This window comes from Limnohabitans sp. (assembly GCF_044361645.1).
GTDB lineage: Bacteria > Pseudomonadota > Gammaproteobacteria > Burkholderiales > Burkholderiaceae_C > Limnohabitans_A.
The window spans coordinates 1-14,766 of the sequence record NZ_JBIKIL010000098.1 but is presented as its reverse complement, the minus strand read 5'-3'; the positions used below and the strand labels follow the sequence as shown (position 1 = coordinate 14,766).

The 14,766-nt window shown below is 59.2% G+C and carries 11 protein-coding genes and 1 pseudogene; 2 read left to right on the top strand and 10 right to left on the bottom strand.

Features of this window, described 5'->3' with window-relative positions:
* Positions 1 to 228: 228 nt before the first annotated feature.
* Positions 229 to 1,347, top strand: a complete 1,119-nt coding sequence (locus ACIQ39_RS14385; RefSeq protein WP_396435288.1) for an MBL fold metallo-hydrolase — start codon at positions 229 to 231, stop codon at positions 1,345 to 1,347.
* Positions 1,348 to 1,574: 227 nt separating this feature from the next.
* Here the strand turns inward: ACIQ39_RS14385 and ACIQ39_RS14380 are convergent.
* From ACIQ39_RS14380 to ACIQ39_RS14350, 7 genes and pseudogenes are all read right to left on the bottom strand, one after another.
* Positions 1,575 to 2,705, bottom strand: a pseudogene (locus ACIQ39_RS14380) (DUF3322 domain-containing protein); the annotation flags it as partial.
* Positions 2,706 to 2,725: 20 nt separating this feature from the next.
* The gene (locus ACIQ39_RS14375) at positions 2,726 to 6,181 is read right to left on the bottom strand and encodes an ATP-binding protein (protein ID WP_396435287.1); all 3,456 of its coding nucleotides are present in this window, start codon (positions 6,179 to 6,181) and stop codon (positions 2,726 to 2,728) included.
* Positions 6,174 to 6,821 carry a DUF4194 domain-containing protein gene (locus ACIQ39_RS14370; RefSeq protein ID WP_396435290.1) on the bottom strand — a complete coding sequence of 216 codons (648 nt, stop codon included), beginning with the start codon at positions 6,819 to 6,821 and terminating at the stop codon, positions 6,174 to 6,176. Before ACIQ39_RS14370 ends, ACIQ39_RS14375 begins: the two co-directional genes overlap by 8 nt.
* A 74-nt stretch (positions 6,822 to 6,895) precedes the next feature.
* Positions 6,896 to 8,350, bottom strand: a complete 1,455-nt coding sequence (locus ACIQ39_RS14365; protein ID WP_396435286.1) for a DUF3375 domain-containing protein — start codon at positions 8,348 to 8,350, stop codon at positions 6,896 to 6,898.
* Positions 8,351 to 8,353: 3 nt separating this feature from the next.
* Complete coding sequence (locus tag ACIQ39_RS14360) at positions 8,354 to 8,488, bottom strand: hypothetical protein (RefSeq protein WP_396435285.1); 135 nt, start codon at positions 8,486 to 8,488, stop codon at positions 8,354 to 8,356.
* A gap of 185 nt (positions 8,489 to 8,673) precedes the next feature.
* Complete coding sequence (locus tag ACIQ39_RS14355) at positions 8,674 to 8,832, bottom strand: hypothetical protein (protein ID WP_396435284.1); 159 nt, start codon at positions 8,830 to 8,832, stop codon at positions 8,674 to 8,676.
* Between the two features lie 71 nt (positions 8,833 to 8,903).
* Positions 8,904 to 9,590 carry a hypothetical protein gene (locus ACIQ39_RS14350; protein WP_396435283.1) on the bottom strand — a complete coding sequence of 229 codons (687 nt, stop codon included), beginning with the start codon at positions 9,588 to 9,590 and terminating at the stop codon, positions 8,904 to 8,906.
* A gap of 722 nt (positions 9,591 to 10,312) precedes the next feature.
* Here ACIQ39_RS14350 and ACIQ39_RS14345 point away from each other — a divergent pair.
* Positions 10,313 to 11,182 (top strand): hypothetical protein, encoded by an 870-nt coding sequence (locus tag ACIQ39_RS14345; RefSeq protein WP_396435282.1) that lies wholly within the window; start codon positions 10,313 to 10,315, stop codon positions 11,180 to 11,182.
* 114 nt (positions 11,183 to 11,296) lie between these two features.
* Here the strand turns inward: ACIQ39_RS14345 and ACIQ39_RS14340 are convergent, their stop codons facing one another.
* From ACIQ39_RS14340 to ACIQ39_RS14330, 3 genes are all read right to left on the bottom strand, one after another.
* Positions 11,297 to 13,285 carry a polysaccharide biosynthesis protein gene (locus ACIQ39_RS14340; RefSeq protein WP_396435281.1) on the bottom strand — a complete coding sequence of 663 codons (1,989 nt, stop codon included), beginning with the start codon at positions 13,283 to 13,285 and terminating at the stop codon, positions 11,297 to 11,299.
* 164 nt (positions 13,286 to 13,449) lie between these two features.
* The gene (locus tag ACIQ39_RS14335; protein WP_396435289.1) at positions 13,450 to 14,160 is read right to left on the bottom strand and encodes a DegT/DnrJ/EryC1/StrS family aminotransferase; all 711 of its coding nucleotides are present in this window, start codon (positions 14,158 to 14,160) and stop codon (positions 13,450 to 13,452) included.
* Positions 14,144 to 14,587: a DegT/DnrJ/EryC1/StrS family aminotransferase gene (locus tag ACIQ39_RS14330; RefSeq protein ID WP_396435280.1), complete on the bottom strand. Its 444-nt coding sequence runs from the start codon at positions 14,585 to 14,587 to the stop codon at positions 14,144 to 14,146. The genes ACIQ39_RS14335 and ACIQ39_RS14330 overlap by 17 nt, the downstream gene beginning before the upstream one ends.
* Positions 14,588 to 14,766: the final 179 nt, after the last annotated feature.

Below are 14,766 nucleotides of genomic sequence, written 5' to 3'. Positions count from 1 at the left end.
CAGTTGCCTCAGGCGGATCGATGGAAGACGTTCTTGGACTACGTGGTGCAGAGAATCACCCGCCCCCTGCCGCCTTGGTATCCACCAAGTCAGCTCACGATGACAGAATAACTGCCGGATCTAGGTTTAAGGGTTATATCTAAGTGCTCAGGTGCACAAAAAGCATCAAACTTTGTTGGTCATCGGCTCTATTTGGCAGCCGTTTTTGACTATTCATCAGGAGCTTCCATGAAACGACGCCATGTGATCGCCACCGCGCTGAGCGCACCGGCCGTGCTTTCTGCAGGTTGCAGCAGCTTGAGCCAGACCGCAGCAGGTGCCAACCCATCGCAGCCGCGCATCACCATCTTGTTCGACGCCCTGTGCAGTGAAACCCACCTGATCAAGGACTGGGGCTATGCTGCCCTCATCGAAATCGGCGGGCGGCGCATTCTCTTTGACACCGGCAACAATGGCGACATCTTGGCCCACAATGCCCGCGCGCTGGGCGCGGACCTGAGTCGGCTGGACATGGTGGTGATGTCACACCGCCACGGCGACCACATGGGGGGCATGGCGCACTTGCTCAGCGTCAACCCCAAGGTCACCATTTACGCGCCCAAAGAAGGTTTCGGCGTGTATGGCGGCGACCTGCCCGGCAGTTTTTACCGCCGCAGCGAAACCCTGCCCACCCAGAGGCGTTACTACGACGGCAAGCCGCCAGCCCTCATGCGTTTTGGCGCGGCCTGGCCCACTGCCAACATCCAACTGATCGATAAAACCACCGAACTCGCGCCTGGCGTGCACGTCATCAGCCTGGTGTCGGACAAGCCGGGCACCTTGGAGTTGCGCGAGTTGTCGCTGGCCTTGAGCACGCCACAGGGGCTGGTGCTGGTGGTGGGTTGCTCGCACCCCGGCATTGATCGCATTTTGGAGGCGGCCGCCAAAATCGATCCGCGCATCCTCTTGGTCTCGGGTGGCATGCACATGGTGGTAAGCAAAGACGACGAGATTGCAAAAACCATCAACGTCATGCAAAACACCTACAAGGTCGCCTATGTGGCGCCAGGGCATTGCACCGGCGAGCCTGCCTTTGACGCCATGAGCAAGGCTTTCGGCGACCGTTACCTCTATGCCGGCGTGGGTGCCCGCTTGATGCTGGGTGCCAAGCCGCAAACCCTGTTCTCCGATGGCACCCGGCCGATTCACCCCATCGAACTGAGCCAGGCTGATCGGCAAGGCTACCGTGAACTGGCCCAAGCCAACGACCAAAAGCGGCGCGGCTTGTTTGCCAATTTGACATACGCCGATTTGCCCAATGGGGCCTACCTTGGGCAATTGCAGCGCAGCATGATGGCCTGTTGCTGAGGCATCGGCCAGGCGACCACGAGTGCGGCGTGCCCCTTGTGCCCCTTGTACCCCTTGTACCCCTTGTACCCCTTGTGCCCCATGCGGCGCATGGTCCGTATCCAATTTCAGGGGGGCGCAGCTCACCGACCAGGTCTTGCCCCGCCTGCCGGTGCGCCAGTGGGTGCTGTCGGTGCCCAAGCGGCTGCGTGCTGAGGCTGAAGCTGCTCAAGGCATTGCGTTAACCAGTGGAAAGCGATGTGCTCTTGCTCCAAGCGCAGTCCCGCGCGAATGCGGTTGTCGCGCAGGTCGTCGTACAAAGCGCGCTCCTGCGGCGTGAGTTGGTGCAAATCAACGCGAAGGGGCTTGTCCTCACTGCCCCAAAAGACGGCGTGCGCATCGAGCGTGGCCCTGTCCATTAAGAACGAGACAACGTGGTCAAAGTGGCCGCGCAGCTGATCCAGAATGCCAAAGCCATGGGTGTCGATGTCGCCCCAATAATGGATTTGGCAGTTCTTCAGCCAATGGCTGCGCGCCAGTGCATCCCAACCATAGCCTGCGCCAAAAATCACGATGGCATTGCGCACAGGCGGAAAGGCCAGAAAGTTGGTCTCGTTTTCGGTGATGAAGACATGCTGCACGCCGATCGATAGACGGCTGAAGCTGTCGGCATCCAGCGTCACATCGGGGCATGTCGCGCCGGGCACCAGCGCCATCGCCGGGTCGAGCACACGCAGGCGTATGCGCATCGGCTTTTGCAAAAATCCATAGCGGGCAGGGAACTGGCTGACGCCGGTTTCGTGGGTATTGACAGCGTCCGTAGGCAGTGCCAGATCGAGTAACGCGGTCAGCACGCCGCGATGGGCTTCGATGAATTTGCTGTGAACGCCGGGCACATCCATCTGCCGCAGGTAAATGCCAGGGCGTGGATGCGCGAGCATCCAGCCTACGACCGCCAGCAAGCGGGGCCATTCGGCGTGCAGCGCGAGCGCTTGGTGCGGATGCTTTTCCAACCAAGGCAGCAAGGCGGGGTGCATCTGCCGGGTGCTTGCCACTTGCGCCGAAAAGCGTTCCCAATCTTTGCGTTTGCCCAACCAAAGCAAGGCCGCTTCCAGCGTTTGGACCCAGACGCAGGCCGGTAAGCTTTGCGTGCCTTGAACGCGGTGCTTGTGCGTTTGCCACTCCACACGAACGGCGTTGGGTTGTGCCCATTCGCTGGACAGTTCCGCGACCCATGCTCGCACCTCATTGAAGCGGTCGGTGATGTCCGCTGACGTGGGCGGTTTGATGGTCAGGCGCAAAGGAAAGCGCTCGTGACCGGTGACCGCGTCGCGCAGCAGTTCGCCGCGCTCCCACTGCCGCGCCAACTGTGCTTTCAAGTCTTTTGGGCCGGTCCAGCTCAAGGCGCAGGCTCCTGTGCTTCAGCGGCGAAAGGCGCTGATGGCGCTGATGGCGCTGATGGCGCTGATGCTGCGCAAGGGACTGCGGGGGCTGGTGCCAAGGCCTTTTGCGCTCTGTATTCTTGGATGGACAGATTGCGCAGCTTCGAGGCTCGCCCTCCCTCGTTGTGGACAAAACCGACGCTGGCGACATAGGGTTCGATGATGTGGATTTTTTGCAGTGGTGTGACGATCAGCAGTTGCAGGTTGAGCTGGCGAAACAGCTTGAGTCCGTATTGGGCCGACTCGTCCGAACCGCGGCCGAAGGCCTCATCAATGACCACGAAACGGAAAGAGCGCGAGCGCACCGCGCCCCATTCCAGGCCGAATTGGTAGGCCAGACTGGCCGCCAAAATGGTGTAGGCCAGCTTCTCTTTTTGTCCCCCTGACTTGCCGCCCGAGTCAGAGTAATGTTCGTGCTCAGTGTTGTCCTCGCGCCAGCGTTCGCTGGCGGCAAAAAGGAACCAGTTGCGCACATCGGTGACTTTGGCTGTCCAGCGGCGATCTTGTTCGGACAAGCCTTCTCGCCCCCGAAAGCGGTCGATGATGGCTTTGACCTGCAAAAACTTGGCCTCGGAATACTGGGTGTCGTCCGAACCGGTGACCGCGCCCTCGGTGCAGGCGCGCAGTTCTTGCTGGAAGTCCCGGATCTCGGCGTCGGGGCTGGCCTGCGATTCCAGCAGAATGAAGCGCCCAGGGTTGTAGTCGATCTCGCCCAAAGACTGGTTGATGTGGGCGATGCGCTCTTTGATGGTTTCGCGCTCACGCGCCAGCTGGGCATTGAAGTTGGCGATTTCGTTGATGGTGTTGACGTTGAGCAGTTCTTTGAAGCGCGACACAAAGCGCGGCAGATCGTCACGGTTCAGCTGCGTGAGCAGGTTTTCATATTCAAAGGCCCCTGCCAGGCTGGCATCCATCTCGGCGGTTTCTAACTTGAACGTCTCTTTGAAAGAGGCCATGGCTTTGATGATTTTCTCCGCCAGACGCCGCAGCTTGATGTCTTCGGCGTCAATCCGGGCTTGGAGCCAAGCGCGCAGGTCTTGCTCGCGGTTGTCGCAGGACTCCACTGTGAGGGGCTGTTCGCCCAAGGCTTCTGTGCGCATGGCTTGGAGTTGTGCAAGCAAGCCTGCATCGGTGGCCACTTCGTTCAGCAGCGCAGCGGTTTGCAGGTGCAGCGCCCGTGTGTCAGTGCGCCGCTGCTCCACCTTGGCGCGTTTGTCCCGGGCGGCCTGAAGTTCTTCCCCTGTCGTTTTATGTGAGGCTTGCAGCTCGCGCAGCTTGGCGTTCAGCTGTTGGAGCACATCCGACGCTGTTTCCAGTCGACTGCGTTCGTCCAACAGTTGGGCAATCTCGTTCGCAACACTGGCCCAATCGAGCTCGTCGTAAGCGGTGAATTCTTCAAGGCGGGTCAGCGCATCCAGACGACTGCTGAGGCCATCGCGTTCGGTTTGGATGGCTGCGATTTGGCTGCCCACCTCGGCGAGCCGCGCTTCAAGTTGCTGGCGCTTGGCCTCTAAGGCTGCAATTTTGGCGCTGTTGCTCCAGCCCAGCACATAGCGGCTGCGGTCCTCAATGCGGTGGCGGTCGTCCTTTTCATGCCGACCACTGGGCTCTTTGATTTGGCCCGCATGGGTGATGGCGCGGGTCTCGCGGCGAAATTGTTCTTGCGTGGCGCAGCAGGCAAGGTCAAACCGGATGCTGAGCTCGCGCTCTAGCCAATCGTAGTGCGCTGAGTCGGGCTTGATGGCCAGTTTGCGAACCAAGGAGTCTCGGTGCAGCTCAGGCAGTTCAGTGGTTTTGCGTGCACGCACATGGAAGTAAACCAAGCGGCCCCGCAGGTGGGCGCTGTCCACCCATTCGGCCACGGCTTTGTAATGCGCATCGGGCACCAGCAGCGCCAGGCCGAAGCCACGCAATAAACGTTCTGCGGCACCTTCCCAGTCGCGTGCCTCGTCGCGCACCTGAATCAATTCACCAGCAAACGGCATGTCGTCCACGTTCAAGCCCAACGCCGCACAGATGGCGCTGCGGATTTGGATTTGCTGGTCGTCGATGTTGCTGCGCCTGCGTTTGAGGCTGTCGATTTCTAGGCTTTGCTGTGTGTGCTCTTGTTTGCCTTGGCGCAAGCTCACGCTGTGTTCGGTCAGGCTGTTTTGCAGATCGGCATCGCGCTGGCGCGCCTCTTCGCGAAAGCTTTGGTATGCGCTGCGCTGCATGGCAAAGCTGGCTTCATCGCTTGGCATGGGCTCATCCAGCACCGTCGCCAGTGCAGCATAGCGATTGGCCTTGGTTTTGCGGGTATCGCGCAACTGCGCCTTTTGGCGAATTTCTAAGGCAAGGCGCTCGAGTCGGTCGCCGCCATTGTCGTGGATGGCTTGCTTGAGTTCATCCACTTTCTGGCTTTGTGCCTCGTGAGTGGCACCCAGTTTGTGGGCCTGGGCATCCACGCGATCCCACTCTTGCTTGAGCGAGACCAAGCGTTTGTCGATCAGCTCAAGCTTGAGTCCCGCAAAGTAGGGGCGCAGACGATCACGGCATTCACGCAAGCGATCTACCTCGGTGGCCAATACGCTGTGGCGGCTGCAATCTGCCATCAAGGGTGTGAGCAATTCAAGCTGCGCTTTGATTTTCAGGATGGCCTGATGGGCGCGGTTGAGGTCGTCAAAGTGGCTGATCAAGGCTTGCAGGCGCGGGCCCACCTCGAAGGGCTCCAGCATGTGGCTGCGCACGAAGTCTGTCAGGTTGCCTACAGACTTCATCGACACGGTTTGGTGGAACAGCTCCAGCGCCTGGTCGTTTTCAATGCCAAAGCGTCTGCGCAACCAGGCTGCATAGGGCGGAAAGCTGTCGTGCAATTCAGCGCCTAGGCTGCGCAGCCGCTTGCGCAGTTGGCCAATGTCGGAGCCGAAGTGTGCAAAGTCCGCCGCAATCGAGAGCGCACGCTCTGCACCCAGAAAGAAACGCGCGGGTTGCCCCTGAGCCTCCTTCATCCAGAACACTTGGGCCAGTGTCACCGTCTGGTCGTAGCCCGCGTTGTGGAACACACCCAAGATCACCGAGTAGCTGTTGGGCTCGCGCAGGCTGACCGGCTTGGCCGCACCGGTGACCTCATTGCGTTCGGATTTGTAATGCCCCAGCACGTAGGAGCGCAGTGTTCTTTCCTTGTTGTCTGCACCTGCCGCCTTGTTGTAGGCGATGCGGTTGGCAGGCACCAACAATGTGGTGATGGCATCGACCAAGGTGGACTTGCCCGAGCCAATATCGCCCGTGAGCAAGCCATTCTTGCCGTCAAGTTGCAGCGTCCAGACCCGGCTGTCAAAGGTGCCCCAGTTGAACACCTCCAGCCGGCTCAGCCGAAAGCCTGTCAACGTGTCGTCCGACGCAAAGTCCAAGCCCATGGATGGCGGCTCAAGCATGCTGGGCCCCTTCCTGCGTGGGGGTCACGCCGGCCAGTTCAGACTGGTAGTTGGCCAGGCGCGCATCGAATTCGGCCAGCCATTGGGCATCGACAAAGGCCTTGAGAATACGCCGGACCTCGAAGTGCGCCTGCCCGGCGGCATCGCCACCGGCGGGTTTGAGTTTTTGCAAAAATCCCAATTCGGTCACCTTGTTGATCGTGCTCTCGATTTGGTCGATGAGTTTTGTTTCATTGGAGCCATCGGGCAGGAACACGCGCACCAGTTCCACGATGTCGTCAAGCGCAAGCACCAGCCGCCCCGCATGGGCATCTTGGCCACCACCTGCGTCAAATTCGGCGAGTTTTTTGCGCAGCAAAGCCAGCAGCAAACTCACAGCAAAGGACAGCGGTCGGCGTGCCACCAAACGGGGCAGGCGAGGCGCGGCTTCGTCTTCGGCCGCTTCGGGGCGGCTCTTCAAGAAAGCATAGCCCTCGGCCTCGTCGAGCACCAACTCAAGGTTGAGCACCGCCACGTAATCACGCACCCGCGCTTGCAGGTTCAGCAGGCTCGCCCATTGGCGTTCGTCGGCATCGCGGTAGTGCACGCTTTTGAGCAGGTTGATCAGCAACACCGACAAATCAGAAGAGGGCGCGACCATGGCTTGCGAGCCTTGGTTTGTTGGCGTGGTGGTCAAAAATTCATCTTCCATACAGGGCCTTTTTTTGTGCTTATTCAGCGCGTGAAAATCACGCGGGGCAGTCGTGCGCTGCGGGTGATGGTTTGGCCATTGGTGGCCAGCGTTTGCCAGTGGATCGGCTCGGGTTGGTCGTCGTCCACCACGGTGCTGAAGCTGGCACTGCCCAATTGCAGATAGCTCACCAATTCGGCCAAGCCCTGCTGCAGAGGCTGGCTGCGCACCAGCTCAGCCAAAGTGATTTGGTCACGGTCTTGCAGGGCATGGCGGATATGGCGGGCCAACCGCGCTGCGTCAACCACCACTTGGTCAAACAGCTTGGCCGGGTCGATGTCTTCATCGCCCGCCTGCAACACCAAGTCTGCAATCATCGGTTGAAGGGCTGGGGTGAACAGGGGGCGTTCCATCGGCAGCGCAATGTCTGCGCTGGCCTGCGCCATTTCTATCACGTTGCTGGGTGCAGGCGCATCGCGCAGTGCCAGTGCCTTGCTTTCAATGCCGTGCAAAATGTCCATGATGCGGCGGTTTTCCAGCCACGCTTGGTCATCCAGAAAACGGCGCAATTGCTGTGACAAAGCGGCGACGGTGCGCTGGGTATGTTCGCCCGCCTCCATCCAATCGTAATGAACGCGGCGGGTGCGGGTATCTGGCTTCAACTGGGCCACGGCGGGCAGGGCCAGCACGCGATCGAGCAGTGCGCTCAACTCCTCCTGCCGACGGCTGGACAGCAAAAAATCCCAAAAGGCGCGAAAGCTCTTGCCTTGGTCGGAGTCGGCAATCGCATCGCGCTCGCCCATGATGTCTTCGAGCAGTGCGCCCTTGCTCCCCTCCCACAGCGCAATGCGTTCGCGCACACGCCGATCCAACTTGCGAAAATTGTGCTCGACCTCGCGAAAGTCCGTCAGCAACTCGCGTGCACCTTGGGTGAATTGCTGAAAACGGTCCTTCACCGCGGTGTCGTCCAACAGTGGCACATCGCCCGACAACACCCGTGCGATTTCGGCGTCGATTTCATCGCGCTTTTTCTGCAGCTCGGCGATGCGCTTGGCTGGGTCGGCTTCGCTGCCTTGGCTCATTTGTTTGAGCAGGTCAAACAACGTGAGCAAGCGCGACTCGGTGCCCACGAACTGCCGCTCGCTCAGCTGCGCCAGCCAGGCTATGGCCTTTTCGGTGGCGGGGGTCAAATCGAACTGCGCTTCGTCTGAGCCAGTGCGGTAAAACTTGCGCAGCCAGCCCTTGTCGTGCGCGGCCCAATCGTTCAGATACTCCAGCGCTGACTTGGGAAAAGTGCTTTCCCCCAAATGCAGGCGCAAGGCATACAGCGCGTCCTCCAGTGCCTCGGCCAAATCTGCCGCCGCCATCACGCGCACATTGGGCACCACGAACACCCGGTGCAGAAAACTGGCCACCAGTGGCGCATGGTCCGAACGCAACAGCCGCCAGGCCGGGTGGTGGCTGCGCAGAGCGTCCAGTGTGGTGTAGTCAAGGGACATGGCTCAGCCCAGCCTCACAGGTGTTTCGGCAGATGCTGCGCTGGCAGGCCCTTGCGCATGCGCATCGGTGAGTTCTGTCATTGGCCATGCCCAGTTGTTGGGTGCCCTACCGGTGGTGACCCGCAGTTCGGTGTTCATGGCATTGGCGCTCGGCAGTGGTGTGTCAAATTCGGCATGGCTTGCCTAAAGTCTAGCGGGTACAGGCTTGGCAGCCCTCTGGCCGAAGCCAAACCCGTCATCTCAATGCTTGTCAATGAGCTGAGCGCAAGGCCGAGAGTGAGGGGGGGGTGTGTCGAGCGCGAGTGCGCCACACCGCCGCCTTTCTAGACCCTGATCCGTGCAGAGATGCGCTCTTTCATGGCCGCCATGTGAGCCATGATGCCCACCGTATTGCCGCTGGCATTGAGCGCGTCCAAGGCATCCAAGGCATCCAAAGCGTTCAAGGTGATTTCCAGCGCCCCGCCCGCAACGGGGAGGGCCATGGGGCGGCCACCGGGGCGACTGCTGCTGGCGTGCCACCAAAGCCTGAGCCCGCTCAGCCCTCGCTGGCCTCTCAATCGCGCGACACCTGACGCCAGCTCACCGCATCCAGGTAGCTGCCCAAGCCGTCGCTGCAGCCGCTGGCCTCAAAACGCAATACCGCTTGCTGCACGCCGGGGCCGGCCGTCCAGCGCAGCTGAACTTCGGTGAATTGGGCTGTTGCCGAAGGGGCATGCCGCACGCGCTGCACGCGGGTGTCGTTCACAAACACATCCAGCCCATTGGTGGTGGGCGATGTGCCAGGCCGTGCCATGGTCCAAAAGCGCAGCGCATAGCTGGCGCCGGGCTGCACCGCCACCGCTTGCACCATGGCGCTGTTGCCGTGGCTGTCCAGTTCAACCAGTTGTTGGCCGTGCTGGGCTCGACCGGCCGCACCGCGCTGAATTTCAATCCCCGGACCGTCCACCGCCACCCAGCCGGGCACCGCCTGAAACACGTCCCAGCTGCCTGCAGCAAGCATCGGTTCCTCAAACGAGCCGTTCAACAGTAAATTGTCGGAGGAAATGGGGGGGCGCAATGGCCGCAATCCAGCAGACGGAGCGGGGCCAGGCATGGGCGCGGGTAAAGGCTCAGACGTCTGGTGGATGCACTCGCGGGTGGGGCCGGTGTTCAAACACGTGTTGGGCAACACGGGGCTGGTGGCCCATGACAAGGTGCTGGCGCAGGCCAAGCACACAACAAAGGTGGCAATCAGTTTCATAGAAGCAGTGTGTTTTGTGCGGTGACCGGTGCTCCGCGCCATGCATGATCTTGGGGCCATCGACCACCCCGCCATGCCCCCAAAACCGCAGCCCTGCACGGCAGGTCTTGCGCGGCTTTGTCTTTCCAGCAGAAGTGCCCAGCATCTCGGCCTGGTGGCGTAGCGCGTGCTGGGTCAGGGCCAGCAAAGTGATGCCCTGAAAAAATCACCTGGCATGCTTGGTCTGGATGGCTTGCCCCCGGGCGCTGCATCGGCGCAATGCACACACTGCGGGCCGTTGTGGGCTCATTGGCAAACGGCACTGCAGATGACTTCTCGTCCAAGCAAAACGGCCAAGTTGAAGCACCAGAGCAAGCGACATCAAACGATTGTGAAGTAAAAAACATAAATTAAAAAATATGCAAAACCAAGCAGCATTGACGAATCATAAAGTACAAAAATCTTCGAAACCCAAACACATGGCCATCAACTATGGTGGCAGGTTCGGTATCGAGTTGGCTGAGCACCCAGAACTCGGCACGCAAGACCGCATGCCCGAAGCCTTGTAACCCTATTGGGTCACCGCCGTCGGCCCCGCGACCGACTTGATGATTCCCGCTGTTGGCGACTGCTGCATTGGCGCTTGGAAGGTGCAAGCCAGTAATTCGTGTAAGTCCGCCAAGCGCCCCTCACCACGGTGGCCGCTTGCGAAGATAAAATCTCCATATTTTTCACCTCTGGCCATGACCGATTTACCCAGCACAGACTACACGCCCGTCCACGCCGACGAAGAAATCAGCCTGCTCGACTTGTTGGCCACCATCACAGAAAACCTGCGCCTTTTGGTTGTTGGTCCCTTGGTGATGGGTTTGACCGCGTTGAGTATCACTTTTGTAGTGACACCCACGTTTGATAGCCGCAGCGTGCTGCGCTTGGGTGAGAGCGCCATCGGGCTGCTGAGCTCGGACGACTTGCTGACCCCGTTGCTGCCCTTGGCACCTTGGATCGACAGCAAGGCACCGCGCACAGTCCAGCTGAGTGAATTGCGCGACACCATCAAACCCACGTTCAACAAAAAAGACGTTACGCTGGTATTGTCTGTGAGCGGGCCCAGTGCCGAACAAGCCCAAAAGCTGCATCTGGCCACCATTGACGAGCTGCGCAGACAGCTGCTGCCCAAAGGCCGCTTACTGGAGCAAACCGAGCAACGGCGGGTAACGGCGCAAGCCACACTCGACGAGTTGAACGCAGTGATCCCGTCGCTCAGCCAAAACGTGGTTCGCCCCAGCGCCGACAGCGAATCCAGCTTGCGCGCCTACAGCTTGCTGCTGCAGCAGCGCCTAAGCGCTCAGCAATCTCTGCAAGAGATTGAAAACAGTCTCAAGCCCTTTGGCGAGGAAGTGTTTGTCCAGCTGCCTAGCCTGCCTGACAAATCAGTCAAGTCCCAAAAAGCCCGGATCGCTTTCGTTGCCACTTTGGTCACTGGTTTTATGCTGTTGGTGTTTGTGTTCATCCGACAGGCCATGCGCAACGCCGCCAACAATCCACAAGACGCGCAGCGATTGAAGGCAATCAAGACAAACATTGCCAAAAGTCTTGGCAAACGATCATGAGCCAAGGACGTCTGCAGGGACAACTAATTGAAAACGATGAAACGTGAGGTCTGTGAAATCAATCACTTGTTTGTGCGAACTGTTCAACGCAGGTGCACGCGCACAGCGTTGCGCTTATTCATTGGCCAAGGCTTCGCGCTCTTGCGCCAAGTGCACCCAGTCCACCACTTCACCGCTGGGCTGATAGCCCGACACCAGCTGCTGCAAAAGGCCCCGGATCACAGGCACGTCGTTCACGCTCATGGCCAGTGACAAAGCGTCCAGCTTACTGACCAACTGCGGCCAAGGTAAAAACTGCTCGTGCGCCTTCATGATGCGCGGGTGTTGGGTGGGCTTGGGGTTGTCGCCGATCAGCAGCTCCTCGTAAAGCTTTTCACCGGGGCGCAGCCCGGTCACAGTGAGTTCGATGTCGCCATCGGGGTGCAACTCGTCGCGTACCGTCAGGCCAGAAAGTTCCACCATGCGGCGAGCCAGTTCGATGATCTTGACCGGCTGGCCCATGTCGAGCACGAACACACCACCACCTTGCCCCATGGCACCGGCCTGAATGACCAGCTGAGCCGCTTCGGGGATGGTCATAAAGTAGCGGGTGATGCCGGCATGCGTCAGCGTAATAGGCCCACCGTTTTTAATCTGCTCGCGGAACAGTGGCACCACCGAGCCACTGGAACCCAGGACGTTACCGAAGCGGACCATGGAAAACGTGGTGATGGACCGCTTCGCTGCGCTGGCAGTGACAAAAGTCAAATTCGCAGTGACATTTGATTCGTCATCGCGAGTGATTTTGAATGTTTCATCGCGAGTGATTTTGAATGTGTCATCACGAGTGCTTCTAAATGTGTCATCACGAGCGAAGCGTGGCGATCCATCGGCGAGTGCCTGCAACACCATCTCCGCCAAGCGCTTGCTCGCGCCCATGATGTTCGTGGGCCGCACAGCCTTGTCGGTGCTGATCAGTACAAAGTTGCGCACCCCATTGCGCTGCGCCGCCTCGGCGCACACCCGCGTACCCCACACGTTGTTGCGCACCCCCTCGGCCGGGTTGTGCTCCACCAGCGGCACGTGTTTGTAGGCAGCGGCGTGGTACACCGTGTGCGGCTTCCAGGTGTCCATGATCTCGTGCATGCGCACTTCATCGCACACCGAGGCCAGCAAGGGCACGATTTCTATGTCCGGCCCATCACTTGCATCTGCCGCCTCAGGCGCATCGCCCTCTACCGGCTCGTTCACGCTCATCCGGTCGCCCGCCAGAGCCGCTTGCAGCTCTTGGTGAATCTGGTACAGCGCAAACTCACTCATCTCCACCAACAACAACTGTTTGGGGTTGGTCTTGAGAATCTGGCGGCACAACTCACTGCCAATGCTGCCTCCCGCCCCCGTCACCAACACCCTTTTACGGTGGGTGTTCAAATTCAAGAGCAAGCCATTTGGTTGCACGGGCTCGCGGCCCAGCAGGTCGTCAATGTCCAGCTCGCGCAGGTCGGATACATTCACTTTGCCCTGCGCCAAATCATTCAAACTGGGTAAGGTTCGAACTGACACTTTGAAAGGTGCCAATGTGTTCAGGATTTCATTGCGGCGCGAACGGCTGATTGTGGGCAATGCCAACAAGACGTGTGTGACGCCCAAATTCAATACCAGCTCACCCAAGTCTTTTGGATTGAAGATGGCTTGGCCATTGAGTACATGGCCATGCAAGCGATCGTCGTCATCCAAAAAACCCACGACCCGCATCTCGTGGCTATTGGCCATACCACGTACCAGCTGACGTCCGGCATCGCCAGCGCCATACACCAACACCTTGGGCAAAGCCGCCAAACGCAAGCGGTTATGGTAAGCACCACCTAACCAATAGCGCGCCAAGGCCCTAGACAAACCGACAGCTAAGAGCAACAACATGGGCTGAATCAAGCCCAAGGTTCGCGGAACACCTTCTAGACCAAACGCGGTGATGAACGTGAAAAATAAAAGCCCATAGACCAACATGGCCTTGGCCACTGTCATCAAAGCGGGCCAACCCGAATACCGAAAAATGGCCCGATAAAAACCATGGACCACAAAAATCGGCAACGCCAAAACCACCGACAACAAGGCCGCAGACATTGGCCGCCACTGTGGGTGCCCCTGCATCGGGACCCACTCACCCAATCGCAAATAAAACGCAAGCCAAACCGTCAGCATGCACAAGCTCAAGTCCACGGTTAAAGCCATTAAGCGCTTAGACATGCGCGGTAAGGCCAGTGCTCTATTCACCCAAACTGATGAAGTCATAGGCTGGCTTCTTTCATTACATGGTTCACTATGCCCAACATTTTCTGCAGGTTTTCTGAGGTGAGTGTCGGATGAACCAGCCACATCAGGCTGGTCTCGCCCAGTAGTTGGGCCACGGACAAACGCTTAGCCGGTCGCCAACCGGTCCCATCGAAGGCTTTTTCTAGGTAGACCTCGCTGCAACTGCCTTGGTAGCAAGGAACCCCACCAGCGTTGATGGTCTCAATGATGCGGTCACGACTCCAGCCCGAGGCCAAGTTTTCTGGGCGAACATAAGCGTAAAACTTGTATTGCGCGTGTACACAATTGGATGGCTTTGCATCGTTCGCCATGACAGGAATAGAATTTTCGTCAGCGCCAGCGCTCACAGAGTAGTCATCGCGAGCGCAGCGCGGTGATCCAAGGCAGGAGGCGCAACTCAGCTGCGGCAAACGAACCACGCCGCCTTCCCCCGCAAACGGTCGCAAAGCAGCCGCAAGCGCGTTGGCATGGGCGTGTCGCTTGGCCGTCCAATCGTGCATGCGCTGCAGCTGAATGCGCCCAATCATCGCCTGCATCTCCAGCATGCGCCAATTGGTGCCAAAACTCTCATGCAGCCACCTGAAGCCCGGCGGGTGCTGGCGCTCATAAACCGTCTCGTAACTCTTACCATGGTCCTTGAAAGACCACATGGCCTCCCGCAATGCCTTGTCATTTGTGGTCACCATAATGCCCTCGCCACCGGTGGTCATGATCTTGTCCTGGCAAAAACTCCAGGCCCCCACCCACATGACCAATGCTGCCCACCGGCCGCCCCTTGTAACGCGCCCCATGCGCCTGCGCGCAATCCTCAATCACCTTCAAGTCATGCAGCGCCGCCAACGCCATGATCGGGTCCATGTCGCAAGGCCAACCCGCCAAATGCACACAAATCACCGCCCGCGTGCGCGGAGTCAAAACTGCAGCGATGGTGCGAGCCGAAATATTTCCGGAATCAGGCTCCACATCGGCAAACACCGGCACAGCCCCCGCATTCACCACGCACGAAATTGACGCAATGAAGGTGCGCGGCGTCACCACCACCTCGTCCCCCGGGCCAATGCCCAAGGCTTTCAGCGCCACATCGAGCGCCAGCGTGCCATTGGCCAGCGCCACGGCATGCGCCGTGCCACACCAGGCGGCAAACTCCTTTTCAAAAGCACGGGTCTCGGTACCCCTCTACTAGTACATCGTTCCATTAAAACCAATGCATATTAGGCGACACCGAGGTCGAACTTGTTCCAACGAAACACCACTGGCGATGCATTGATCTCTGCTATGCCTTTGAGGATGCG